Source organism: bacterium, from assembly GCA_035549195.1.
In the GTDB taxonomy this organism is placed as follows: Bacteria; Oederibacteriota; Muellerivitia; order Muellerivitales; family Muellerivitaceae; genus DASZRK01.
This window is the reverse complement of the sequence record DASZRK010000080.1, coordinates 83063-107731: the sequence shown is the minus strand read 5'-3', so window position 1 is coordinate 107731 and position 24669 is coordinate 83063. Positions and strand designations below refer to the sequence as shown.

Below are 24669 nucleotides of genomic sequence, written 5' to 3'. Positions count from 1 at the left end.
GTTCAATTTTCCAGGAACTTCAGGTTGTTCTCGATCCGGGCGATCTTCTCCTGGGTCTCCCTCAGTTTCGCCTTTTCGGCATCGACCAATTCGACCGGGGCATTCTTGACGAAGGACTCGTTGCGGAGCTTGCCTTCGATGGTTTGGACGTACTTGGCCAGCTTCTCCCGCTCCTTGACCTGTTTGGCGGCCTCCGCCTTCAGGTCAATGAGGCCCTCCAAATGAAGATAGAGTTCCCCGCCCTTGACCACCACCAGCGCGGTCTTGACCGGGCGTTCCTTCGCCGGCCCGTAGTCCTGGACCCGGCCAAGGGGTTTGAGGAGGGATTCCTGGGCGGACCCGGCCGAGAAAGCCAGGGCCGCCCCTTGATAGGAGACCTTCACCTGGGCCGAGGGCGGAACGTTCAATTCACTTCGGCTGGTCCGGATGCCCGTCACGACCTCCTGGAGGAAGGCGAATTCCTCCAGGGCCTTCTCGTCCACCGGGTAGTCCTTGGGATCGGGCCAGGGCGACCTCATGATGCTTTCGGAGCGGCCCGGCAGCTTATGCCAAAGCTCCTCGGTCACGAAGGGGGTCACCGGATGCAGGAGCCTGAGGATCCCCTCCAGGACGGTCACTACCATCGAGGCGGCCAAGGTCTTTTCCGGGGACCCGGCCAGGGCGTAAAGGCGGGGCTTCACGCTCTCCAGGTACCAATCACAGAACTCGTTCCAAACGAAACGATAGAGGGTGGCCGATAGTTCGGCCACCCGGTAGCGTTCATAGTCCTGGGTCACTTCGGCGGTCACTTTCGAGAGCCGGGACAGGATCCAACGGTCCTCCAAACGGAGGCTCCCGTGGTCGGACGGGGTCAGGGGCTTCAACGCCGTGCCGTCGGACAGGCCCAACAGCACGAATCTTGTGGCGTTGTAGAGCTTGTTCACGAAGTTACGGGAGGATTCGAGCTTCTGAGGCGTCAGGGCCACATAACGTTGTTTGGTCTCGATGCTCGTCAGGGTGAACCGGAGGGCGTCGCAACCATGCTTCTCGATGATCTCCAGGGGGTCCACCACGTTGCCCTTCGACTTGCTCATCTTCTTCCCGTCCTCATCGGCCACCAAAGAATAGATATAGACCTCCCGGAAAGGCACGTCCCCCATGAACTTGAGACCCATCATCATCATGCGGGCCACCCAGAAGAACAGGATGTCCCAACTGGTCACCAGCACGGAGGTCGGGTAGAAGGTCTTCAGGTCCTGGGCCATCGGATCGGGCCACCCCAGCGTTGAGAAGGGCCAAAGCCCCGAGGAGAACCAGGTATCCAGCACGTCCGGGTCCTGTTCCCAGGCCGACGCCTTGCACTTGGCGCAAGGGCCCGGCGTCTCGGCCGCCGCCACTTGGTTGCCGCAGGAAGTGCAGTTGTAGACCGGGATGCGGTGACCCCACCAGATCTGGCGGCTGATGCACCAATCCTGGATATTGGACAGCCATCTCTCGTATTCACCCCGCCACATCTCGGGGACGAATTTGGTCTTCCCCTCGGCCACGGCCTGCAAGGCCTTCTCGGCCAGGGGCTTCATCCGGACGAACCACTGCTTGGAATAATAAGGTTCCACCACCGTCCCGCAGCGGTAGCAATGGCCCACGTTGTGCTCATGGGGTTCGACCTTCAGGAGGAAACCGCCGGCCTCCAGGTCGGCCACGATCTTTTTGCGGGCCGCGAAACGGTCCATCCCTTGATAGGGGCCCGCGTTCTCGTTCAGGGTCCCATCCGGGTTCAGGATATTGATGCGTTCCAGCTTGTGCCGGTTCCCCACCTGGAAATCGTTGAAGTCATGGGCCGGGGTGATCTTGACCACCCCCGTTCCGAATTCCTTGTCGACATAGGCATCCTTCAGGACCGGGATCTTCCGGCCCAAGAGGGGAAGGAGGACCGACTTCCCTTCGAGTCCCGCGTAACGCCCGTCCTCCGGATGGACGGCCACCGCCGTATCCCCCAACAGGGTCTCGGGACGGGTGGTGGCCACTTCAAGCCCCTGGGACGGGTCATGGGCGAAAGGGTATCGGAGATGGTAGAAATTCCCGTGGACCGGCTTGTGCTCCACTTCAATGTCGGAGAGGGCCGTGCGGCAGTGGGGACACCAATTGATGAGGTAATAGTCCTGGACGATGAGCTTTTCGTTGTAAAGGCTGATGAAGACCTGTTGGACCGCCTTGGAGAGGCCCTCGTCCATGGTGAACCGGCCGCGGCTCCAGTCGCAGGAAGCGCCCATCTTGCGGATCTGTTGGTTGATGGTGGCGCCGTACTTCTCCTTCCATTCCCAGACCTTCCGAATGAAGGCCTCCCGGCCCAGGTCATGGCGGCTCTTCCCTTCTTTTTTAAGGACCCGCTCCACCACGTTCTGAGTGGCGATCCCGGCGTGGTCCACCCCCGGCAACCAAAGGACGTTGAAGCCCCGCATGCGTTTGAACCGGGCGATCAGGTCCTGCAGGGTGTCGTTGAGGGCGTGGCCCATGTGGAGGCTGCCGGTGACGTTGGGAGGGGGCATGACCATGCAAAAGGCGGGTTTGGACGACCGGTCCTCGGCCCGGAAATCGCCCGAAGCTTCCCAAAGGGGGTACCACTTGGCCTCGACATCCTTCGGTTCATAGGCCGAAGGCAGGTTCATTTCTTGTTCCATCCGGAATCCCTCGGGAATATTGATGGGGCGGACCCTGGGGGGCGCCCTTTCCGCTAGTCGACGGGCGAGGTCCCCGCGGCCGTGGAGGCCATATTGGCTTCACTGGTCCCCAAGGCATAATGCCCGAAGAGGCTTGGGACCTCCTGCCCATCCAAAAGGATCTTGACCGAGTGCACCTCGAAGAAATTTCCGTCCAAGGTATCAACCAGGCACCGCACCAGCAAGGCTTCCTCGAAAAATCCCACATGGTCCTTCCGGACCCCTTCCGTGGAAAGGTCTACCACCGCTTGGCCCGAGGGGGTCAGGTAGAACTCGTTCAAGGCCAGGCCCTCCGGGACAGGGACCTGCACCTTTCCCGACCGGGCCCCATCGAGGAATGCCATCAGAAGCTGTTTGACCTGGTTGGCCCTGAGGCGGCTCGCCCGGATGACGGCCGTCTGATTGACCAGCTTGCCCGTTTCCGTGTCCAAGGCCCGCAGATAGAGGGTCGCGGGCTTGTCCCCCGGTTCATAAAGAGGCGCGGTGGCGGCGTGCTTGACCGGTCCCGCCCCATGGTGCCCACGCCCATGGAGCCAGAAAAGGACCACCACCGACAGGACGACCAACCCACCGAGAGCCACGATGGGGATGGGAAGGGGACGCTTCATTGGACGTACTCCGCAACGCCCCGGGCGACCTTTTGGGCGAAATCATCCACTTCCGAGGAGGCTGAGAATTTTTTGACGTCGGAAGCGGAGGTCAGGAACATCGGGACCACGACCACGGAAGGAAGGGTCAGGTAGCGCAGGCTCTGGTGGGGGAGGCAATAGAGGTGTCCCGTGAAGGTGGTCACCTCTCCCGGAAGACCCCGGCTGTCCGACAGGACCGAGAGGTCCGTCCCCACCCCGAAGGCCTTGCCCAACGCACGGGCTAACCGAAGGCTGGCCCGGTAAAGGGAAGGCGGGGTCGCCCCCCATCGGGCGGCCTCGGTGAACTCGGTCGATTGGGTCGGCGGCTCGACGACGACGCAAGGGGCCTTGATCCAGTCGTTACGGTCACGCTCAGCATGCAGGACGATCACCGCGGAGGCTTGGGTCGCATTGATGGTCTCCGCCCGCTTCTCGATCGGCAGGGTCTCGTCCCCTTGACGGGCCTGGACCACGTCCATTCCTTGGGCCACCAGGGCCTTCTCCAGGGCCTTGGCGAACCGGACGTTCCAGTCCTTCTCCACCTCGCCGCCGGCCTTGACCCCGCTTTCAGAACCGCCATGGGCCGCATCGACCACCACCAGGGGCTTGGCCCAAGCGGATGTGGTCCCCAGAACGATGGAGAGGGAAAGGAAAACAGGGCAAAAGACCAGGAAGGAACGGGGGGAAAAAAGTGTCACTTTTCTCGGAAAACCCCCATGGAACGGAACTTCTCATAGCGTTGTTGTTCCAGGGCGGAGGGAGAAAGCTTCAGGAGCGGATGAAGGTTCTTTTCAATGGCCTTCCGGAGGTTCGAGGCGGCCAAGTCATGGTCCGAATGGGCGCCACCCGCGGGTTCCGGGACCACTTCATCCACGATATTAAAGGCGACCAAGTCCTGGGCCGTCATCCTCATCGCATCCGCGGCCTGGTGGCTCTTGGAGGGATCGTTCCAAAGAATGGCGGCACAACCCTCGGGAGAGATGACCGAATAGACCGAATTCTCCATCATCAGGACCCGGTTGGCGACCCCGATCCCCAGGGCACCCCCGCTGCCGCCTTCCCCGATGACCGAGGCGACGAGGGGGACCTTGAGCTTGGCCATTTCCAGCAGGTTCCGGGCGATGGCTTCCGATTGTCCGCGTTCTTCCCCGCCCAATCCGGGGTAGGCGCCGGGTGTATCGATGAAGGTCAGAAGAGGCTTCTTGAACTTTTCGGCCATCTTCATGACCCGTAAGGCCTTTCGGTAGCCTTCCGGATTGGGCATGCCGAAATTCCGTTTGATGTTCTCTTTGATCTCGCGGCCCTTTTGATGGCCCAGGATGAAGACCGGTTGTTTCCCCAAGAAACCGAACCCCGCCATGATCGCCTGGTCGTCGCTGAAGGCACGGTCCCCATGGACCTCTTGGAAGTCCGTGATCAGCCTTTTGACGTAATCCAGGGTATAGGGACGTTGGGGGTGGCGGGCCAAGAGGACCCTTTTCCAGGCGCCCGAAGGCTCTGGTGCCGTCTTTTTGGACGAGATGTGATTCGTTTTAGCGGTTTTGATCAATGGAATGAACCCCTTAAAAATGAGGCGTCATTATAAGGGGGTCAAAAGAAGGCCCGCAACGGGCAATCCGAGATCGGTCAACGGCCAGGATCGAAATACTTGTCAAAAAATGCCTTTTTGGCTTCCAAGAACCTTCCTTCTCGAACGGCTTCCCTGATCATTTCCGCGATCTCGGTCATGAACCTCAGGTTATGCAGACTGACCAAACGCAGGACCAGCAATTCATCCGCTTGGAACAGATGCCGTAGATAGGCCTTCGTATAGTTCCGGCAGCATTCGCAGGAACATTCCGGGTCCAGCGGCGTGAAATCGTCGAAATACTTGGCGTTCTTGAGGATGATCCGTCCATTCCGGGTCAAGGCAGTGCCGTTGCGGGCGATCCGGGTGGGCATGACGCAATCGAACATATCCATTCCCCGCTCCACGCATTCCCAAAGGTCCTCGGGTGTTCCCACCCCCATCAAATAGCGGGGCCGGTCCTCGGGCAAATAGGGCGCGGTCCTCTCCACGACCCCATAGATGACCTCTTTGGGTTCCCCCACCGAGACCCCCCCGATGGCATAACCGGGAAAATCCAATTCCAACAACTGCTTGGCGCTCTTTTCACGAAGATGCGGGAAATTGGACCCTTGGACGATGCCGTACAACGCCTGGTCCTTGTCCCGCCCGCTTTGAAGGTGGGTTTCCAGGCAACGCTTGGCCCACCGGGTAGTCCGCTCCACCGACCGGTCCACGTAATCCTCCGGCGAGGGATAGGGAATGCATTCATCGAAAGCCATGATGATGTCGGCACCGATCTTATGTTGGAGCCGGGTGGCCGATTCCGGGGTCATTTCCCACTTGCTGCCGTCCAAATGGGATTGGAAGCGGACCCCCTCCTCATTGATCTGCCGCAGGTCCGCCAAGCTGAAGACCTGGAATCCACCGCTATCCGTCAGGATGGGTCTGTTCCAATGCATGAACCGGTGGAGTCCCCCGGCCTTTTCCACCAGGTCGGCCCCAGGCCGCAACATCAGGTGATAGGTATTGGCGAGCAGGATCTCGGACCCGCAAGCCAGCACATCCTCGGGGGAAAGGGCCTTCACCGAGGCTTGGGTGCCAACGGGCATGTAGCAGGGCGTGGTCACTTCCCCATGGCCCAATTTCAAGACCCCGGCCCGGGCCCGGGTCTTTGGGTCTTTCGCGGTCACTTTAAATTCGTGCAAAGGCTTTGAACCCTCCCCGGATGCCCAGACCCGCCCACAGCCCAACGGCCAAAAGAGCGAGGAACAGCCCCAACCGAACGGCGGTGGGCCGATAGGTCATCGTCACCCTTTCTTCCCCGGGCCCCAGAAGGACCCCCCGGAAATCATGGTTCACCACATGACAGGTCTTTTCCTGTCCGTCGACCAAGGCGACCCACCCGGGAAAGGCCGTCTCGCTGGAGACCAACAAGGCCCTTCCTTTCCCGACCGCCTCTATCTCAAGCCGGTTAGGCCCCATCGAGGAATAATCGACCCTGCGCGAGGAATAAGGCCCCGTCCGTAGATCCCCCTCCGCGAAGCATTCTTTCGTGAAATCAAAAGCGTGGCCCGCGGCCCACCGCATATCCTCATCCCATGAGGTGCCGGGCAAAACGCGGGTCACCGAATGCCATTTCGACAACGAGGACAAATTCACCCAAAGCGGGTCCGGAGCCGATCCGGCCTCCAACCTTTTGAACCCAGGACCTGGGTCCGTCCCGAAAAAATAGCGAACGTCAAGGTAATCCAGGATCTTTTTGGAGAAAGCCCCGGAAATACGCGCCGCACCGTACCACCATTTCAAAAAATCCTTCAAGAAGAAACTGTCGTGGTCGAAGACCTCCTCCCGACCGTAGTTCAGGGGCCAATTCGGGATAAGGTCACCGCGAAGTTGATCGAAAGCCTCCTGGATGGACCGGCCGGAAACCGCTTCACCTTTTTGGATCACGCCATATTCATGGTCGATCCGCCCCGGTTCGGTCATCCGCGCCAGGCATGGGGGCGCCTCCCGGTAAAAAGAGACCGGAAGGGTGTAACCAAGGCTTTGCGCCACCGGCCCCAATGAACAAAGGACCGCCAGGCCCAGGAAAAACCTCCCGGTGTCCCGGCCTTTTGAAAACGACCTCCCGGCCAAGAAAATGGCCAAGACGCCACACCAAAAAGAGGGCAGATCAAATGGGACCCCCAAGGCAAGGGCTCCACCCGCCGTCGCAAGAACGACCCAGGTCCAGGAACTTTCGCCCTTCGTTCCCTTCACTTTCGACCCATCCCCCTCGAAAGCCTGAAGCGCCGCCCAAACCCCGAAAAAAACGACCCAGGAAATGAGATAGCCCGAACGAACGACCCAATGGAACCCGGGAAGGATGTCTTTCAACCACAGGCCCACCCCCAGTAGAGGGCCCGTACTCAATAGAAAGGCCAGCAGAAAAAGAAATAGCGTCACCCCTTCCACCCTTCGCCGAAAAGCCCCCCATAAAAGCAGGACCACGATGGGAAGCCCGGCGAAATAAACGGAGACCGACGCGTCGATACCGGTGAAGGAATGGAGCGGATGGCCGTTGAAAAAAGGGTTCAACCAACTGGCAAGGTGTTTCCATTCGATCCCTTGGGACATGGCCAAGCGTTGATCCACATTGCTGAATTTCAGGAACTCGGAGAAAGGAAGGAGCCAAGCCAGGTTGAAAAATACCGCGGCCCCCGCGCCAAGAAGGGTCCAGCCCGCCCAACCCCGGACCCTCCCCCATTGATCCGGAACGTTCCGCAGCAGGAAGGCGCTTCGGATGCTCAGGTCAAGGCCGAGGAAAAAGGCCGTCAGATAACCATAAAGGGGATAACCCGAAGCACCTTGGAGCCCAAGGGCCAGGGAAAAAGCCAGACCGGTCCCGGAAGAGGGTCTTTCCCAGACCCACCAGGCCGTCCGGAAGACCCATGGGATCCAGGAGAAAGCGAACAACATGGCCGGGATCTGCATCACGCTCAATGAGTTGAAGGAAAAACCGAAGGCCAGGGAACCCGCGAGGGCCGTCCAGGGCGGGATCCCGCGGTCCCGGACAAAAAGATAGAAACCCAAGGCCCCCCAGAGTTGGTGTCCCACGACCAGGAACCGGAAAGCGTCCTCGGGAGACATCCATTCGTAGAACAACCTCAAAGGCGGATACCAGGCTCCCATCTGGGGATCGGCCCAATAGGGCCGCCCGAACGCCACATCCGGGTTCCATAAAGGCAGGATCCCTTGGGCGAACCAATGCCCCCCCCATTTCCAAAGCGGCTGGAAAAAACCCGAGCTGTCCATCCAAACGAAGGTTTCACCGCCCAAGAGGACGCGATGATGGAAATAAGCCCAAAGAAGGACGAGCCACAGCAAAGGGATGAGGTCAGGAAAGGATCGAAGGTGTGGTTGGGAGGTTTTCCCGGAGGATGGTCTTGGCACCGGATGATTTTAACCGTCCGGTCCACGGACACAAAGGGACCTTCCACTCCGGGAATGCTGTTTTCTCGCGCTCCTTTCCCTACAATGCCGCCATGGACCGCGATATCTATGTTCCACCCCAGGGCCCGCCCCAAAAGGGCCTTCCCCGGGACATCTACGCCAGGATGGGAGAAGAGAACATCTTCCGGATGCTTTCGGACTTTTACGAAGAATTGGAGAAGTCGCCCATCCGCTCCATGTTCCCAGCGGATATGCGGGAGGCGTCGAAAAAATCGGCCAAGTTCTTCGTCCAATTGCTGGGAGGACCACCCCTTTACGCCATCGACCACGGACCGCCCCGGATGCGGGCCCGGCACATTCCTTTCCCCATCGATGACAAAGCGCGCCAGGTATGGCTGGGATGCTTCGAGCGCATCCTCGGGGACGGTGGGGCGAAATATGCCTTCCCGCCCGAACACCTGGATGCCTTCCGTGAATTCTTGAGGGATTTTTCAGCTTGGATGGTCAATAAGGCCGGATAGGCTCAGCGGCGGGCGCGTTTTCGTTTTCCGGATTTCCCGACCCTTTTGCGGGGCTTTCTTTTCGATGCCGACCCGTTTCCCGGCCGTGCCGGGGACATCTTGTAGTAGATCAGTTCGGGGTTGTTCCGGTCCAAATGGGAGATGAAGCCGGACTTGACGAACCCGTTCCTCTCGAAGACCGACTGCATGGCCACATTGGATTTGTTGGTCGAGGAAAAGAGCTTGTTCCCTGCGCTGAAGGCTTCCATCGCCCGGATCATGGCCGAGGCCACCCCATAGCGCCTCATCTTCGGATGGACCACCACTAGGTCGATGAAATAATGGCTGTAGAAATCCTTGGTCCAAATGAGGAATCCCGCCGGGATGCGACCTACGAAAGCGATGAAGGCCCGCTTTTCCTTGAGGGCGGCGTTGAGGTGGCGGAGTTGGTGCCACTTGGGGGCCGCGGCCTTGTTGATCTCCACCATGGCGTTACGGTGATGGAACTTGGCTGGAACGACCTTCAATATGAATTCGCGTTCAATGAGGCCCATGGACCCTCCCCTGGCATGGCCCCATTTTACCCAAACATGCCGTTAAGGATGGCCGCCTTTTTCGTAAACCTATAGGATCAGCATGGCGTCCCCATAGGACAGGAACCGGTAACCTTCCCGGATCGCCTCCTGATAGGCCGCCAAGACCCTTTCCCGGCCGGCAAAGGCGCTCACCAGCATCAGAAGGGTGGACTTGGGCTGATGGAAATTCGTGAAAAGGACGTCCACCGTCCGGAAACGATAGCCCGGGGTGATGAAAAGACGGGTCTCATCGGGCTCCGTCCGGAAGGACCCATCGGCCTGGGCCGCGGATTCCAAGGCCCGGACCGAGGTCGTCCCGACGGCCACGACCCGTCCCGGGCGGGCCTTGGCCCTTTGGATCTCCCGGACGGTGGCGGCCGGAACCTCGAACCATTCGGGATGCATCACATGGTCCTCCACCTCATCGGCCGTGATCCCCAGAAAGGTCCCCAGGCCCACATGGAGGGTCACGGGACTTTTTCGCACTCCCCGATCCGCAAGGGACCTTAGAAGAGCCTGCGTGAAATGGAGTCCGGCCGTCGGGGCGGCTACCGATCCTTCCTCACGGGCGAAGACGGTCTGATACCGGCTCCGGTCGCCCGTTTCGTCCGCCCGTTTGATGTAGGGCGGCAAGGGGACATGACCATGAGCGGCAAGGAATCGACGCAGGTTTCCCACGTGATTGAGCCGGACGATGAAGTGGCCTTCCCCGATCGACTCCAGCACCGCCGCTTCCCCCTTGCCTTCCAATCGCAGGACACAAGGCGTCTTGATGCGCTTGGCCGGGGAGACCAGTGCCTCCCACTCATGAGGAAGCTCGGTGGAAGCCTGGCCTGCCCCCAAGGCCGGCCGCAGCAGGAATATCTCGATCTTCGCCCCGGTTTCGGGCTTCAGGGCATGCAAGCGGGCCGGAATGACCTTGGTCCGGTTGACGATCATCAGGTCCCCCGGCAGGAGCCATTGGGGCAGGTCCCGGACATGGCTGTGCTCCACCCGTCCCGTCTTGCGGTCCAGGACCAGCATCCGGGAGGCATCCCTCTTCTGCAGGGGATACTGGGCGATCCTTTCAAACGGCAGCAAATAATCGAAAAGTTCGGTTTTCATAGGCGGTTTCCCGGGCCCGAAAGGATCATGGGTAACTTTCCATTCTCTCCACCATGACCCCACGATAGTAATAACGAAGGATATCAAAGGCTGAATAGCCCTTTTGGGCCATCCCAAAGGCCCCCTCCTGGCAAAGACCCACTCCATGGCCCCAGCCCTTCCCCGTGAAGCGGACCATGGAGTCGCCGATCCGGACCTCGAAGCGTGTACTCCGGATGACATCGGGACCTATGGCCATGCGGAAGGTCGATCCTTTCATCTCCTTGACCGTTCCGTCCCCGTCCCGGATCGCCAACTTGAGGATCCGGTTCCCTTCATCGCGCGAAAGGACCGTCAGACCCGCGATGTCGGACAGTTCCACCCCCGCCCCCCGGAGCTTTTGGACCAGGTCATCCATCGGGACTTCGGCCGACCAATGGAAATGGACCCCATGGTCCCCGAAGGAACAGGGGACCGAGCGAAGATAAGGTCGGTCCTGGAACCAGACGGTGGAGGCATCGGCCGTTCTCCCTCCGCAATTGGAATGAAAAAAGGCCTCGATGGGTTTGTTTCGATAGGTCAGGATCTCGCCCCGGCTCGATAGGACCGCTCGGCGGATAGGTTCGGTGACCCGGTCGGACCCTTGGTACATTTGAAAAAGGGCCGTGTTCTCCAGGTCGTAGGGCTGTCCCTTTTCCCGGGCTTGAAGGCGGTTCAAGAAGGCGAAAGTGCGGGCCGCGATGGCCTGGGCCTTGAGGGCTTCGGCCGGCCCGTTCCCCGGGACTTCACCGGCCAGGACCCCCATCACATAATCCTCGAAAGGCAGCTCATTGATGACGGTCAAAAGGCCCTTCCCGGCTTCGACCACCTCGATGGAACCATTGAAATTCTTCCCGTCCACCCGGATCATCCCTTCGCCCGAGGGCCGGATAAAGGCCCTTCCGGAGTAGAGACGGTCGGAGGTCAGGACAATCTCCCGATAGCTTTTCCCTCCCGACCGAAAGGTGGGTGTGCTCCAAGGAAAACCCGAAAGCTGGAATTCCTCAGGAGCCTGGAGTTTGACGGAGCTATGTTTGACCACAATGGCCACCCGGATGGTGAGCGGTGGAACGTCCGGTCCGGGAGCGACCTCCGGCGCCGATCGAACGACCTCCGCCGGGGCTTCCCAGGGATTCGCCTGATGGCCGATGGTCTCGCATCCGGCGATGGCCCAAAATGCGGCGAAAAGAAAAAAGAGGGGTCTCATTCGAACTTCGACAACACCCACAGGATGAAAGAAACAAGGAAGGACAACAAAAGACAGGTCACGATCGGGAAATAGAAGGTGAGACTTCCCTTTTCGACCCGGATATCCCCCGGGAGGTCACCCCATAAGGACGACTTGCCGCCCACCCAAAGGAAAAATCCGAAAAGGACCAACCCGCACCCAATGCCCATGAGCAACTTGCCGACTTGGGGTAGTTCCAAGGTTCCACACCTCACAATGAAAAAGGGCGGCGGGGCCGCCCTTGGGGTTCTTCGGATGGGATCGGGATCAGGACTTCATGACCTTGTCCTTGACCTTTTCCCAGTCCGCCAGGAAGCGCTTGAGCCCGATATCGGTCAAGGGGTGGTTGAAAAGGGTCTTCAAAACGCTGAAGGGCATGGTCCCCACATCGGCGCCCGCCATGGCGGACTCGACGATATGCTGGGGATGCCGCAAGGAAGCGGCCAGGACCTGGGTCTTGAAGCCGTAGTTCTTGTAGATCAGGATGATATCACGGATGAGCTGCATGCCATTGTTCGAGACGTCGTCCAGCCGGCCCACGAAGGGACTGATGAAAGTAGCCCCGGATTTCGCGGCCAAGAGGGCCTGGGAGGGGGAAAAACAAAGGGTCACATTGACCTTGATGCCTTCCTGGGAAAGGGCCCGGCAGGCCTTGATGCCTTCCGGGATAAGGGGCACCTTGACCGTGACGTTGGGGTGGAGCTTGGCCAGGGTGTGACCCTCTTTCATCATCCCGTCAAAGTCCGTCGCCGTGACCTCCGCCGAGACCGAGCCGTTCACCAGGGAACAGATCTCCTGGATACGGCCATGAAAATCCACTCCCTCCTTGGCGACCAGGGACGGATTCGTGGTCACGCCGTCCACCAGGCCCCAGGCCACCCCTTGTTTGATCTCCTCCAAGTTCGCGGTATCCAAGAAGAATTTCATGTCGTCCTCCCGATCATTTTGGGGATTATCGACCCCCCTATTTTAAATGTCAATCGAGCCAGCCTGCGGCGGATCATGGCGGTTGCGGCGGTAGAAGGCGACTTTCGACAGGAGGATCCCGATCTCGTAGAGCAGGATCAATGGGACCGCCACGATGGTCTGGGTCACCGGATCGGCGCTGGGCGCGACAAAAAGCGCCAGGATGAAGGAACCGACGACGGCATGCTTGCGCTTCTGGCTGAGGAAGGCGGGTGTGGCGATCCCGATGGAGACCAGGGCGGCCAGCACCAGTGGAAGTTCGAACAGGAACCCGAAGATCAACAGGAAATTGACGACGAAGGCGAAATAGCCCTGGAGGGTCCATTGAGGGATGAAATGGAAATCCAGGTTGTATCGGATCAGGAAATCCAAGGCCATCGGCACGATCAGGTAATAGCCAAAGGCCAGGCCCCCGAAAAAGAACGCCAAGAAAAGGATGAAGACGGTCAACATGGCCCCCCGCTCATGGGCTTTCAATGCGGGGGAAACGAAGGACCAGATCTGGACCAAGAGGAACGGGGAAGCCAAGAGGATCCCGGCGATGGCCGCCAGCTTCATATCCACCATGAAGGCTTCGGTCGGGTTCAGGGTCTGGAGCTCATGCACGTGGGCGACGGCCGCCGAGGGTTTGGACAAAACTTGAAGAAAAGGCCTCAAGAGCCAGGCGAAAAGAAGGTCCGAACGCCAAAAGGCCAGCGCCATCCCGGCGAGGGCGAAGAACCCGCTGCGGATCAGGGCTCTCCGAAGTTCGCTCAGGTGTTCGGTCAGATATTTGGGCCGGTCTTGGACGGGCTCGGACATGGGGGCACTATACACTAGGCCGGACCACGGGAGGTCCTTACTTGGAGGGCTGAGCGGACTTCGCCGGGGCCGCCACCGGCGTCAGGATCGAATTGTAGTAGCCTTCCATCGTGGAAACGACGGCATCCGCGATCTTATAGACGTCCTTGGACCGGCTGGAACTGACGAAGACCTTCCCTTGCTCCCGCCGCCCAAAACGATAGTTGGCCGTGCTCCCATCCGCCAGGGTCACCTCCACCTGGAAAACGGGTTCTTTCAGCCCCGTAGCCTCATCGGAGGGCGGGAATTCGAGGACGGTCTCCGACGCCAATTGGTCGATCAAGTTCTTGGCCTCGTTATCGGCGTTCGGCCGTCCGGGACAGGTCCATGCTCCCTTCACGTCCTTTTGATAGGCATAGGAGGCGCTCCCCCGGCGGACCACCAAATTCTTGACCGCTCCGCCATCGAATTGAAGGGCCGTTTTATCCCGATAATCGTCGATCTTGAGGTCCAGGGACTTGTCGATATATTCCCCCACCAAACCCACATAGGGCTCCTCGCCTGATTTGGCATAGAGATTGGTCGTCTTGAGTTTTTTACGCCCGATCAGGATGGAATGGGTGCCGGACGAGTCGCTGTTCTGCACCTCAATGCGGATATGGGGGGAAGAAAGTCCGTAGATCTTGAGGTCCGTCGGATGGTCCGTGACGAATTCCTCGATCCGGAGCGAACTGATGGTGTTCAGTAGGTCCCGGACCTTGTTCGTGTCGGCCTTGGACTGGATCGGGGCCACGATGTTCCACTGCCCCCCCTTGTCCCGTTCGAAAGAGGCGGTTTTCCCGTCCCGGACGACACGAACCTTCCGGGCCAAGACGGAATCGGTCTTGAAAAAGAAGCGGTCCCGGTAGGAGTCAAGACCCTTATGCAGGTTGTCCGCCGCGTAGGAGCCGACCAAGTAGACCTTGTTCTTGTCTCCCGGTCTCACATAGACCGTCGAGCCGCCGATGGCTTTATTACCGACCAATAGGACGAAGGTCTGCCCGCTTTTGGACTTGAGGGTGCATTTCCCCTGGGGCGGGTCCAAACCGAATTGCTTCAGGTCGGAGGGTGCCTCAATGGTCGTTTCCGGGTTCATGTCCCCGATCCCCGTCAGGAGAGAGCGGATCGTGGCCTCATCCGCCTTGTAGTGTTTAGGGGAATCGATCGTCCAAACGTCCTTGTCGCCCTTCGTCATGAGGATGGGCCCCATCTTGACATTGGCGCTGTTCGAAAAGTCCTCCACCTGGATGCTCTGGATCTCATCGGCCACGAAACGGTCGAGCACCGCGACCTTTTTATCATCCTCGGGTTTCTTGGCCGGTCCCCTCTCGAAGAAATAGATGTAGCCGCCGACGAGGACTACGACCAGGAGATAAAAATAGGTGGTCTTGAAGTTCTTCAAAAGGTCGACTCCGAAGGATCAGAGGGAACGGCGGCGGTACCAGACCACCCCGCCGAGCAGGAGGGTCCCGAAAGGAATAAGGCCTACCGCGACGTACTTGATCAGGTTCGCACTGACGGTGGTCAGGTTGACGGTCCGGTTCTCCTCCGTCTTCGGATGGATGGAGATCTTGTTCTCATCCTCCGCCGCCCAGCTGAAGCAATTGATGGCCAAGTCGCCGTTCCCGGGAGCTTGGAGGAAATTGTTGGTCATGAAATTGGAGCCGCCGATCACGACCAACCGGGCCTTCTTGTCGCTCGAGCCCGGCACGGGATATTCACAGGCGTAGCCCATGTCGAGGGGGCCGCTCAAGTCCCCGGGCTCCCGCTTGAGCGTCCGGGCCTTGAAGTCCTTCCCGCCATATCCGTTGGACGTCGTTTGCATCAGGAGCCCCTGGACCACACCTTCGAGGGCCGCGGTCCCCTTATGGATGCTCCGCATGAACGGCATGATGGTCAGGACCCGACTGTCCGCCAGCTTTTGGACGATGGAATGGCCCATGTATTGGGGGACGATGTTGCGCGGGTCGGGCGGTATGCTCATGGTCATATCGACCAAATAATCGTTGTCCAGGGACAGGCCAAAATCCTTGAGAAGGGCATCGAGTCCCGAATGGACCATGGGATCGACACAAAGGACCATCTTCCCGCCTTTCTTAAGGTAATCCCGCAGGAACACCTCCTCGGAATTTTGGAATGGTTTTTCCGGTCCAATGATGCCGATCAAAGTGGCGTCTTCGGGGATCTTCCCCGAGGTCAGCAGGTTCAAGCTTTTGACCGTGTAGTTTTCCTTCTCAAGAAGCTCCTTGATCCCGTTCAAACCGTCCCCTTGGGGGCTGTTCAGGTCCCGTTCCCCATGGCCTTCCGTCAAATAGAAGGTCTTGTGAGAGTCATCCACCATCTTCAGGAGGGCCGAGGTGAAAGCGGCTTCCCCTTGGAATTTCGGCACCGGCTGACGGCCCATCATGGAATAGGTGATGTAATCCCTCTGGAGCACATCCTTGCGGTTCGCCCCGGATTCGAAAACGACCGTATTGGCCTCCGTCACCCTCAGTTTTTGGACCTCAGCGGGGTTCCGGTCCCCGTCGACCACCTTCAACCTGAACTTGGTCGAGTGCTTCCCGTATTCTTCGAGCAGTTGTTGGGCTTTTTGGATCTCGGCGGAAGAGCGCTTGGCCGAGGTGATCATGGTCACATCGACCTCCTGCTTGAGCTTGCCGAGGATCTCGAGCGTCTGGTCCGAGAGGGTGTAGATCTTGTTCGAAGTCATGTCATACCGAAACGGATGGCGGGAAACGATGTAGTTCAAGCCGATGATGATCCCGGCCATTGCGACGGAAACGAGGGTCAGGTTGGCCCTCACGACCGTTCCGCGTCTCTTACCCACCGCCTTCACATCGGCCAGATTGGCCGACAGGAATAGGATCAAGAGGACCAACCCCAGTGCCATGAGGGTGATGTTCCACCAACTGGTGGTGTCCAGCACCAGGACGGCCAGGATCCCCCCCAGCAGCAAAGCCATGCCCACGGAGAGGAAGACCACGTTCAGGGAACGGATACGGATGAAGGTTTGGTTCAAGTTCATGTCAGTTCCTCTTGCCTTCCAAGACTTTCACTGAAAAGAAAAGTCCCAGGAAAATGAGGCTCAGGAAGTAGACGATATGCCCCAGGTCGATGATCCCGGAGAAAAAGTCGTTGGTATGTTCAAAGATGGAGAGGTACTTCAGGAAATCCCCAAGGGAACCTTGGGCCCCCGAACCGGCCGCCCCTACCACCCAAAGGAGAAGCAGCATTCCAAAGGCGATGATGGCCGAAATGATCTGGTTCTCGGTGAACGTCGAGGCCAAAAGACCTACGGCGAAGAATCCCATGGCCGCGAGTACATACCCCAGGTAATTGGCGAAGACCGGGGGGATGTCCGGATTCCCCAGGACAACGAGAAAGGCCAGGTAAATGAAGGTCGGGACCAGGGTCACCAGGAAAAAGCAGGTGACACCCAGGAATTTCCCGATCACGATCTCCCAGACCGTCAGCGGCGAAGTTTTCAACAATTCAGCGGTCCCTGATTTTTCCTCTTCGCTCCAAAGCCGCATGGTGATGGCCGGGGTCACGAAAAGAAGGATGACCAGCAAGTTCTGGAAGACAGGCTGCATGCTCGCCTGCCGCCCTTGGGTCACGATCAGGAAGTAAAAGAAGCCGCTGATGAGGAAAAAGGCGAAGAGGACCACATACCCCATAAAAGAGGAGAAATAGTGGGTCAATTCCTTGCGGACCAGGGCTGAAAGTTTGCGGGCGTTCACTAGGCGCCCTCCTTGGTGGTCAGCTTCAAGAAAACATCCTCCAAGCTCATGCCCAGCGGGGTCAACTGGTAGAGGACCCATTTGTTCTTCACGACGGTCTGGAAGAGCGCTTCCCGGGCCTCGTTGGACCCGTCGGTGGTGACCTCGAAACGGCAAAGTCCACGCACTTCCTTATCGGCGGTCTTGACCGTTGAGACGCCCTCCGTCTTTTCCAGGGCCTTGGCCACTTCCACCTGGGGCCCCTTCACTTCGATCTCCAGGGTCTTTCCGCCGGAGACCCGCTGGGAAAGGTTCTCGACCGTATCCGCCGCCACCACCCGACCCCGGTCGATGATGACCACATCGTCACAGGTCGAGGAAACCTCGGGCAGGATATGGGTGGAAAGAATGATGGTCTTTTTCCCGCTTAAGGATTTGATCAATTTGCGGATCTCTTGGATCTGTTTCGGGTCCAGGCCCCGGGTCGGCTCATCGAGGATCAAGACCTCGGGGTCGTGGATCAGGGCCTGGGCCAACCCCACCCTTTGGCGGTAACCCAAGGAAAGATGCCCGATCATCCGTTTGCCCATGTCCTCGAGCGAAAGCAGTTCCAGGACCTCCCCCACCCGGTTCGCCTTTTGGTCCGAAGGCACTTCCTTGATGTCCGCCACGAAGCGAAGGTAGTTGACCACCGACATGTCCTGATAGATGGGCGGGATCTCGGGGAGGTAACCGATCCTCTTGCGGACTTCCTGGGGTTGTTCCACCACGTCGAACCCGGCGACCGTCGCCTTACCCGAGCTGAGGGCCAGGGAGGTGGTCAGGATCCGCATGGTCGTTGTCTTGCCGGCCCCATTGGGCCCCAAAAGGCCCAGGATGGAACCTTTGGGAACCGAAAAGGTCACTCGGTCGACCGCCGCGAGAGCCCCATAGGTTTTGACCAACTCTTTGACTTCGATCAAGAGCCAATGCCTTTACGAAACGGGAATTGAGGGACGACGGGGTAAAAATATAAACCACGCTAAGGATTTTTCAACTTCTTTAACCGTTTGGGCACGAATTAATTCCGATTTTCCACGGAACAAAAATGACGATCGGACGTCCAACCAGATTACAGGCCATCATTCCTTGAAGTTCGCGGCAGCCTCCCGGAGCCGTTGGGCCACCCCTTCCAACTGGCGCGCGGCGGCGACCATGGATTCCATCGATGCCGTCAATTCCTCGGTCGAAGCGGATATCTCCTCGGTGGCCGAGGCATTTTCCTCGGAAACCGCCACGATATTGGTGATGGCCTCCACCACCTTTCCCGCCTGGTCCGCCTGGTTTTCGAACGATTTGGATATTTCCTGGACCTGGACCGCCACCTCGTCGGATGCGGCTTGGATCTCCTTCAAGGCGTCGCCACCTTCCGATACCACGGCCAGACCTTGGGTGACCTTTTCCGCGCCCGAAGCCATGGAACTGACCACGACCGATATCTCCTTTTGGATCTCGCGGATCATCACACCGATCTGGTTGGCGGCTTCGGCGCTCCCCTCCGCGAGCTTTTTGACCTCCTCGGCGACCACCGCGAAACCGCGCCCATACTCACCGGCCCGGGCCGCTTCGATGGCGGCGTTCAAGGCCAGAAGGTTAGTTTGGTCCGAAATGTGGGTGATGACCTCCACGACCTTGCCGATGGCCTTCGAGCGGAAGCCCAGTTCGGTCACCTCCCGCGCCGAGTTCTGGACCACCTCATGGATGGCGTTCATTTGCACCGTCGTCCGTTGGACCGCCCGGCTCCCCGCAGCCGAGGTCTCCTTGGCCCGGGCCACGACCCTCTCGGAGGTGCTCAGGAGCTCCGCGGAACTTTGGATGTTCCCGGCCATCTTGTCGATGATATTGAAGGCCTCCTGGACCTTGACCGCCTGTTCCTCCGCCCCCTTGGAGATGTTCTGGATGGTGGAAGAGACCTCCTCCGTGGCTCCGTGCATCTGTTGGATGGTCTGGGTCAACTGTTCGGCCAGGTAAAGGGTCTCTTCCGAACTTTTCTTGAGCTGCTCCACCGAGCCGCGGATGGAGCGGAGCATGGTGTTGAAATGTTGGGCCAAGGTCTGGAAATCACCGATATATTTCCCTTCGATGGAAACGTTCAGGTCCCCCTGGGAAGCCCTTTCCATGGCGTCCAGGAATTCCTCCAAGGGCGCCAGGACGATCTTTTGGACCACCCAAAGGATCAGGCCGGCGGCGAAGACACCCGAAAGGACGCAGATCAGGTAATACCAGAAGCGTCCGTCCTGCTTCAAGTTGGCCAGTAGGGGGAACGTAAGTCCCAAGACCACCCCCAGGAGGGTGATGGCCGAATAAAGGACGATCTCGGCCTTCTTGAGGCCCGGACGGCTGGTGCTCATAGGAGGGATCCTTGGGCGGAGGCGGGCGGTTGGACCCCCAAATGGTGACAGGCGGCAAGGGTCGCTTTACGACCAGCCGGCGTGCGCTGGAGGAACCCTAGTTGGACCAAGAACGGTTCATAGACATCCTCGACGGTCTCCGCCTCCTCGCCCACCGCCATGGCCAGGGTCTCCAATCCCACAGGTCCCCCTGAGAATTTCGAGACGATACAATCCAATATACGTCGGTCCATGAGGTCCAAGCCCAGACCGTCCACGTCCAGGAGTTTCAAGGCGGCATCGGCGGCGCCTTGGTCGATGATCCCCTTCCCTTTCACTTGGGCATAGTCCCTGACCCGTTTCAAAAGCCGGTTGGCCAGCCTGGGTGTCCCCCGGGACCGCCGCGCGATCTCGGCGGCTCCGCCCGCATCGATCCGGATGTGGAGCACCTGGGCCGACCGCACCAGGATCTCGGTCAATTCCCCAGGCTCATAGAATTCCAGCCGATAGGCCAGGCCAAAGCGGTCGCGAAGCGGCGCGCTCACCTTTCCAGCCCGGGTGGTCGCACCGACCAAGGTGAAAGGCGGTAGGTTCAGCCGGACGGCTCTGGCCGTGGGTCCTTTTCCGATCATGATATCCAACTCGAAATCCTCCATCGCCGGATAAAGGACTTCCTCCACGGCCCGCGGGAGACGGTGGATCTCATCGATAAAAAGGAGGTCATGGGGCTGAAGATTGGTCAAAAGGGCCGCAAGATCACCTGCCCTTTCGATGACAGGCCCGGAGGTGGCCTTGAAATGAACGCCCATTTCTTGGGCGATGATGGAGGCCAGGGTGGTCTTTCCCAGGCCCGGCGGGCCGGAAAGAAGCACATGTTCCAGGGCCTCTTTGCGTTTCTGGGCGGCGGTCAGGGCAATGGAGAGGGACGATTTCAGGGCGGATTGGCCCGTGTAATCCTTCAGATAGCGGGGACGAAGGCTTGATTCCTCGTCTTCTGTGGTCTTTTCCGGATCCAAAACCCGGGGTTCCGAAGGAAGGGTTTCGGAAGAGGCTGCCGGAGCGGCTGGTTTGGGGCGAGGCATGGCTCATTTTAGCCCCATCCAAAGGCCTTTCAACGGGCTTTTTGGCGTTAACCCCGTCGTCCCCTTGTTTTGGCGGATCGTTCGGGAGTTCCAGGCCCGGACAAAAAGACCGTCTCGCATTCCGGAAGGGCCTTGAGGAAAATGCTTCCCCATCTTTCGGTCGTCAAGCGTGGGTCCAAGAGGGTGACCGTTCCCACATCCTTGGAGGAACGGATCAGCCTTCCGAACCCTTGTTTCAACCGAAGGACGGCCTCCGGCAGGCTTTCCACCCGGAAAGGCTCCAGTCCCATTTCCTTCATGCGGGCATGCCTCGCCTCGACCAGTGGTCCTTCCGGCACTTGGAAAGGCAATTTCGTGATGATGAGGTTGGAAAGGGCTTCACCCGGGACATCGACCCCTTCCCAGAAACTATTGACCCCGAAGAGGACCGAATCGACGTCCTCCCGGAAGGTTTTCAACAAACGATTCCGGTCCCACCCTTCCTCGCCTTGGACCAAAAGTTGGATCCCCAATTCTTCCAGGTCAGGGGCGACAGCCTCGGCCACGCGCCGAAGCATCTTGAAGCTGGTGAAAAGAACGAAGGCTTTTCCATGGGAGATCCGCAAGGAGGCCCGGACATATTCGACCACGGCCTCGATATAGCGTTCCTCTTCCCGGCGGGGATGGGGCATTTTTCGGGGCAAGAACAAGGTCACTTGTTTCTTGAAATCGAACGGCGAACCGACCAAAAGGGTTTTGACCCGGTCGCCCATTTCCTCCAAGCCCAGGGCATGCTTGAAATAGGAAAAATCGTTCCCCACGGAGAGGGTCGCGCTGGTGAAAACCACCGATGGGACCGAGGATAAGAGATGCTCCCGCAACAGGCTGGAAGCGTCCAAAGGGATGGCTTTCAAGGCGGCCGCCTTGATCTCTCCCCGTCGCAGGGCCGCGCTATCGGGCTCGACCACATAGCAGGAATCATCTCCCCACCCCCTCTCCAGGATGAGCGAGAGCCGTTTCAACAAGGCCCGGCACTCTTCCCTTGTCCCACGGGCCTCCAAAGCCCATTCCTCGGAGGGAGCGGTTTTTTCAATGGTTTCCAATAACGCTGTCACCTTGCGTAAGGGAACGGCAAGTGTCTCGATACCCGGCATATTGTTCGGCATTGGATAAGCGCGGTTCAAAGACCTTGGTGGGAACGTTGCCAGGGCCACCTGGGAAAAGAAGGAGTCCGCCACCGCCTTGAATTCCATGACCGCTTCCCCCGCTCCTGTGATCGGCATCAAGGTGAATATCCCTTTGAGGGCTTTTTCGGACCGGGCATCCGTGAAAAGGAGCCTCCGGACCAGGCCATGGCACTCCGAAAGCGTGAAGGATGTCGCCAGGTGTTCCGAAGCCAAGGCGGGCAAGTGGTGCGCCTCATCCACGATCAAGGCACCATAAGGCGGCAGGACCCCTTGATCCTCCTCCATTTTCAAGGCGAGGTCGGCCAAAAGAAGGGCGTGATTGACCAAGATCACCTTGGCTCCATAGGCCTTTTTCCGGGTCGAATGGTAAAAACAAGTCTCGAAGGTCGGGCATTGGGCGCCCATGCAATGGTAAGGATCGCTTTTCACTTCATTCCAGATATCCTGCGGAATGGGGAAATCCACCGTCGCCCAGGTCCCTTCGAATGTTCGCTCGGACCAATCCCTGAGCCGATTGAGCGTTTCTTGGGAACCATCCAATGCCATTTGCCCTCCTTCCCCCAGGGCCATGCTCAGGCGCCTGCGGGAAAGGTAATTCCCCCGGCCTTTGAGGAGAATGGCCGAAGGATGGCCCGCCCCCTCTTTTTCCAGTGCCATCTGGACAAAGGGGACGTCTTTTTGGAACAGCTGGTCTTGAAGTGTCAGGGTGTGGGTCGATATGACCACGGGTTCGCCTTTTTTCAGGACATGGTCGAAAGCGGGCAAGAGATAGGCAAAGCTCTTCCCCACGCCTGTGCCGGCCTCGGCCATCAGGAACCCACCCTGGTCGAGGGTCGCGGCGACCTCCTGGGCCATCTCGTTCTGTTGGGGCCGGGGCTCCAAATAGCTGTCTGGAACGGCCCGGGAAAGCCTTTCGGCGATGTTCATGGTCACCTATGAAGAGAGGATAAAAGAAAGGCCCCACGAAAAGTCGCAGGGCCTTTCAGCGGGATTATATCAGGGTGGATCGGAACCGTCCCCGACGATGGATTGTTGGGTTCGAAAGACGGTTCTTCTTGCCCGCTCAAGACCCTGGGTACAACCCTGACCCGGAACAAATGAATTTCCCGGTAGCGCGGGTCCATCCAAGAGAAAGCATCGTCCGCCTACTTTCCTCTTTACCTCGGATAAGGATGCCCCCTTAAGAGGGCGCCCGCCCGATAGAGTTGTTCTACAAGGATGAAACGAGCGACTTCATGATTGAAGGTCAGTGTCGACAAGCTGATGCTTTGGGCCGCCGGAAGCTCCAGGCCCTTGGGGGGGCCGTCCGCTCCCCAGGCCATGAAATAAAGGTCCCGGGAGTGGGCGGTGACCCATCCGCAAAAAGCCGTTGAGTCCATGGACTTTCCGTGGGCATCCAGGGATATCCAGTCCCCTTTCCCGCTCTTGGCCGTGATCCAGGCCCTTAAATCCTTGGGGTCTTCCGGCACTTCCAGGATCGTGAAAGGCCAAAGCTTTTGGGACCTGCGATGGAAATCAAAGACCAGGTCCTTGAGCCGGACATCTTTGATGGGCCCCACAAAGCAACAATGGATCATGGTTCATTTTAAGGAAAAAACGAGGCCGGAACACAAGGAATGAAAAATGGTGCCGAGGGGCAGAATCGAACTGCCGACACGCGGATTTTCAGTCCGCTGCTCTACCAACTGAGCTACCTCGGCACAGGGAAGGAATACGAAAAGAGCTTCCGCGCAGGGGAGGAAGATTAACAAGGAGCCTGGGGCTTGTCAATCGAGACCCCTGACCCGGCTTGGTCTTTAGAAAATGCGGAATTGGTTGAACTTCAGGTTCAAGGCGAAAAAGAAGGTGTCCGAGGTCGTCGAGGTGAAGTTCGCGGGGTTGTAGGCGATGTCGACCGAAAAATCATCGCCATCGATCCGGCGGGTCAAGGTGCAGCCAAGGCTGTAATTGTCAAATGTGTTCGGGACCCCCGGAAAGGCATTCCCGGTATTCGGGTCCGTTCCTCCAAAAAGGTTCCCCAAGTTCTCGAATTTATATCCACCGCGGACCGCAAAAAGTTGCGGGAAAAGCCAGAACTCCGCTCCGACACCCAATTTGATGTCCTGGTCGGCCGGTTTGAAGACCTCGACCGCGGCGTTGAAATCCTTGTTGCCGTCGAAGACCTGGTGGGTCCCGATCCCGAGCCGGAGGAACATGGGAAGGTTCTCGGAGGGGTAACCCGAACCCGCACCGGTCCCACCCGGCGTGAAGGTCATACCAGTACCGAGGTTCTGGACGGCGGCTCCCACTTTACATCCGTAAGGAAGATGGTCGAGGACCGCTCCCAGATCGAATGCGATCGCAGTTCCCGAATAATTGGCCAAGGTGCTCTTCAAATACTTTATTGAAAGTCCGGCCCGGAGGTCCGGCATAAGTTTAAGCGCACAGGACAAGCCACCCAAAAGGTCATCCGTATTGACGGGAGGGTTGCCGTTGTTATTGTCGATCGTGGGCGAATGGCGATAGGTGAGGTTCAGACCCAGTACATCCCCCGAGCCAAAAGCGGTCCCAAGGGCCAGGTATTCATATTGGATATCGGCAAGACTATCCAGATGAAGCAAGACTACCTGGGTGGCCTTGATATAGCTCAATCCCGCTGGGTTATAACTCATGGAGTAAACATCATCCCCCATGGCCGTAAAAACCCCGCCCATGGCCGAAGGCCGGGTCCCTTGATTGATTTTCAAGATGTCTGCCGTAGTGGTTCCCACCGTCTGGGCGCAGGCCGACCCGGCCATCAGCAAGACGACCCCAAGAAGAAAGGAAGACCGGAAG

General features: G+C 58.7%; 22 protein-coding genes and 1 tRNA gene. 1 reads left to right on the top strand and 22 read right to left on the bottom strand.

Annotated elements, in window-relative coordinates; all coding sequences use genetic code 11:
- Positions 1–2: 2 nt before the first annotated feature.
- From VHE12_14365 to VHE12_14340, 6 genes are all read right to left on the bottom strand, one after another.
- Entirely contained in the window at positions 3–2660 is a 2658-nt protein-coding gene (locus VHE12_14365; GenBank protein HVZ81968.1) for a valine--tRNA ligase, read from the bottom strand.
- Between the two features lie 53 nt (positions 2661–2713).
- Entirely contained in the window at positions 2714–3307 is a 594-nt protein-coding gene (locus VHE12_14360; GenBank protein HVZ81967.1) for a GerMN domain-containing protein, read from the bottom strand.
- A complete protein-coding gene (locus tag VHE12_14355; protein ID HVZ81966.1) occupies positions 3304–4026 on the bottom strand; it encodes an N-acetylmuramoyl-L-alanine amidase in 723 nt (240 codons plus the stop codon). Before VHE12_14355 ends, VHE12_14360 begins: the two co-directional genes overlap by 4 nt.
- Complete coding sequence (locus VHE12_14350) at positions 4023–4850, bottom strand: acetyl-CoA carboxylase carboxyltransferase subunit alpha (protein HVZ81965.1); 828 nt, start codon at positions 4848–4850, stop codon at positions 4023–4025. Before VHE12_14350 ends, VHE12_14355 begins: the two co-directional genes overlap by 4 nt.
- A gap of 104 nt (positions 4851–4954) precedes the next feature.
- Positions 4955–6082, bottom strand: a complete 1128-nt coding sequence (gene tgt / locus VHE12_14345) for a tRNA guanosine(34) transglycosylase Tgt (GenBank protein HVZ81964.1) — start codon at positions 6080–6082, stop codon at positions 4955–4957.
- A complete protein-coding gene (locus tag VHE12_14340; GenBank protein ID HVZ81963.1) occupies positions 6069–8243 on the bottom strand; it encodes a hypothetical protein in 2175 nt (724 codons plus the stop codon). The genes tgt and VHE12_14340 overlap by 14 nt, the downstream gene beginning before the upstream one ends.
- Before the next feature lie 158 nt (positions 8244–8401).
- Between VHE12_14340 and VHE12_14335 the strand changes: the two genes are divergently transcribed.
- On the top strand, positions 8402–8830 hold the full coding sequence (locus tag VHE12_14335; GenBank protein HVZ81962.1) for a hypothetical protein: 429 nt from the start codon (positions 8402–8404) through the stop codon (positions 8828–8830).
- 2 nt (positions 8831–8832) lie between these two features.
- Here the strand turns inward: VHE12_14335 and VHE12_14330 are convergent, their stop codons facing one another.
- The 16 genes from VHE12_14330 to VHE12_14255 form a co-directional block, all read right to left on the bottom strand.
- A complete protein-coding gene (locus tag VHE12_14330; GenBank protein HVZ81961.1) occupies positions 8833–9363 on the bottom strand; it encodes a GNAT family N-acetyltransferase in 531 nt (176 codons plus the stop codon).
- Between the two features lie 69 nt (positions 9364–9432).
- Positions 9433–10488: a tRNA preQ1(34) S-adenosylmethionine ribosyltransferase-isomerase QueA gene (gene queA / locus VHE12_14325; GenBank protein HVZ81960.1), complete on the bottom strand. Its 1056-nt coding sequence runs from the start codon at positions 10486–10488 to the stop codon at positions 9433–9435.
- A gap of 25 nt (positions 10489–10513) precedes the next feature.
- Positions 10514–11713: a SpoIID/LytB domain-containing protein gene (locus VHE12_14320; protein HVZ81959.1), complete on the bottom strand. Its 1200-nt coding sequence runs from the start codon at positions 11711–11713 to the stop codon at positions 10514–10516.
- Positions 11710–11934 carry a DUF2905 domain-containing protein gene (locus VHE12_14315; protein HVZ81958.1) on the bottom strand — a complete coding sequence of 75 codons (225 nt, stop codon included), beginning with the start codon at positions 11932–11934 and terminating at the stop codon, positions 11710–11712. The genes VHE12_14320 and VHE12_14315 overlap by 4 nt, the downstream gene beginning before the upstream one ends.
- Before the next feature lie 67 nt (positions 11935–12001).
- Positions 12002–12661 carry a fructose-6-phosphate aldolase gene (gene fsa / locus VHE12_14310; GenBank protein ID HVZ81957.1) on the bottom strand — a complete coding sequence of 220 codons (660 nt, stop codon included), beginning with the start codon at positions 12659–12661 and terminating at the stop codon, positions 12002–12004.
- A gap of 42 nt (positions 12662–12703) precedes the next feature.
- Positions 12704–13501 carry a twin-arginine translocase subunit TatC gene (gene tatC / locus VHE12_14305; protein ID HVZ81956.1) on the bottom strand — a complete coding sequence of 266 codons (798 nt, stop codon included), beginning with the start codon at positions 13499–13501 and terminating at the stop codon, positions 12704–12706.
- Between the two features lie 37 nt (positions 13502–13538).
- Complete coding sequence (locus VHE12_14300; protein HVZ81955.1) at positions 13539–14921, bottom strand: DUF4340 domain-containing protein; 1383 nt, start codon at positions 14919–14921, stop codon at positions 13539–13541.
- Between the two features lie 18 nt (positions 14922–14939).
- Complete coding sequence (locus tag VHE12_14295; GenBank protein ID HVZ81954.1) at positions 14940–16544, bottom strand: GldG family protein; 1605 nt, start codon at positions 16542–16544, stop codon at positions 14940–14942.
- A gap of 1 nt (position 16545) precedes the next feature.
- The gene (locus VHE12_14290) at positions 16546–17259 is read right to left on the bottom strand and encodes an ABC transporter permease subunit (GenBank protein ID HVZ81953.1); all 714 of its coding nucleotides are present in this window, start codon (positions 17257–17259) and stop codon (positions 16546–16548) included.
- Complete coding sequence (locus tag VHE12_14285; GenBank protein HVZ81952.1) at positions 17259–18200, bottom strand: ATP-binding cassette domain-containing protein; 942 nt, start codon at positions 18198–18200, stop codon at positions 17259–17261. The genes VHE12_14290 and VHE12_14285 overlap by 1 nt, the downstream gene beginning before the upstream one ends.
- 159 nt (positions 18201–18359) lie before the next feature.
- Positions 18360–19628, bottom strand: coding sequence for a methyl-accepting chemotaxis protein (locus VHE12_14280; GenBank protein HVZ81951.1), 1269 nt, complete (start codon positions 19626–19628; stop codon positions 18360–18362).
- Positions 19625–20689: a Holliday junction branch migration DNA helicase RuvB gene (gene ruvB, locus VHE12_14275; protein HVZ81950.1), complete on the bottom strand. Its 1065-nt coding sequence runs from the start codon at positions 20687–20689 to the stop codon at positions 19625–19627. The genes VHE12_14280 and ruvB overlap by 4 nt, the downstream gene beginning before the upstream one ends.
- A gap of 47 nt (positions 20690–20736) precedes the next feature.
- A complete protein-coding gene (locus VHE12_14270) occupies positions 20737–22782 on the bottom strand; it encodes a helicase C-terminal domain-containing protein (GenBank protein ID HVZ81949.1) in 2046 nt (681 codons plus the stop codon).
- Between the two features lie 230 nt (positions 22783–23012).
- Complete coding sequence (locus VHE12_14265) at positions 23013–23432, bottom strand: 23S rRNA (pseudouridine(1915)-N(3))-methyltransferase RlmH (protein ID HVZ81948.1); 420 nt, start codon at positions 23430–23432, stop codon at positions 23013–23015.
- A 47-nt stretch (positions 23433–23479) separates the two neighbouring features.
- A tRNA-Phe gene (locus VHE12_14260) sits at positions 23480–23555 on the bottom strand.
- Positions 23556–23651: 96 nt separating this feature from the next.
- The gene (locus VHE12_14255; protein HVZ81947.1) at positions 23652–24632 is read right to left on the bottom strand and encodes a PorV/PorQ family protein; all 981 of its coding nucleotides are present in this window, start codon (positions 24630–24632) and stop codon (positions 23652–23654) included.
- Between the last annotated feature and the right edge of the window lie 37 nt (positions 24633–24669).

What these genes read in the sequence shown, in the direction of transcription:
- VHE12_14365 (HVZ81968.1), bottom strand. Translation starts at nt 2,660, where the DNA reads ATGGAACAAGAAATGAACCTGCCTTCGGCCTATGAACCGAAGGATGTC.
- VHE12_14360 (HVZ81967.1), bottom strand. Translation starts at nt 3,307, where the DNA reads ATGAAGCGTCCCCTTCCCATCCCCATCGTGGCTCTCGGTGGGTTGGTC.
- VHE12_14335 (HVZ81962.1), top strand. Translation starts at nt 8,402, where the DNA reads ATGGACCGCGATATCTATGTTCCACCCCAGGGCCCGCCCCAAAAGGGC.
- VHE12_14330 (HVZ81961.1), bottom strand. Translation starts at nt 9,363, where the DNA reads ATGGGCCTCATTGAACGCGAATTCATATTGAAGGTCGTTCCAGCCAAG.
- queA (HVZ81960.1), bottom strand. Translation starts at nt 10,488, where the DNA reads ATGAAAACCGAACTTTTCGATTATTTGCTGCCGTTTGAAAGGATCGCC.
- VHE12_14320 (HVZ81959.1), bottom strand. Translation starts at nt 11,713, where the DNA reads ATGAGACCCCTCTTTTTTCTTTTCGCCGCATTTTGGGCCATCGCCGGA.
- fsa (HVZ81957.1), bottom strand. Translation starts at nt 12,661, where the DNA reads ATGAAATTCTTCTTGGATACCGCGAACTTGGAGGAGATCAAACAAGGG.
- tatC (HVZ81956.1), bottom strand. Translation starts at nt 13,501, where the DNA reads ATGTCCGAGCCCGTCCAAGACCGGCCCAAATATCTGACCGAACACCTG.
- VHE12_14295 (HVZ81954.1), bottom strand. Translation starts at nt 16,544, where the DNA reads ATGAACTTGAACCAAACCTTCATCCGTATCCGTTCCCTGAACGTGGTC.
- VHE12_14280 (HVZ81951.1), bottom strand. Translation starts at nt 19,628, where the DNA reads ATGAGCACCAGCCGTCCGGGCCTCAAGAAGGCCGAGATCGTCCTTTAT.
- ruvB (HVZ81950.1), bottom strand. Translation starts at nt 20,689, where the DNA reads ATGCCTCGCCCCAAACCAGCCGCTCCGGCAGCCTCTTCCGAAACCCTT.
- VHE12_14270 (HVZ81949.1), bottom strand. Translation starts at nt 22,782, where the DNA reads ATGAACATCGCCGAAAGGCTTTCCCGGGCCGTTCCAGACAGCTATTTG.
- VHE12_14265 (HVZ81948.1), bottom strand. Translation starts at nt 23,432, where the DNA reads ATGATCCATTGTTGCTTTGTGGGGCCCATCAAAGATGTCCGGCTCAAG.
- VHE12_14255 (HVZ81947.1), bottom strand. Translation starts at nt 24,632, where the DNA reads ATGGCCGGGTCGGCCTGCGCCCAGACGGTGGGAACCACTACGGCAGAC.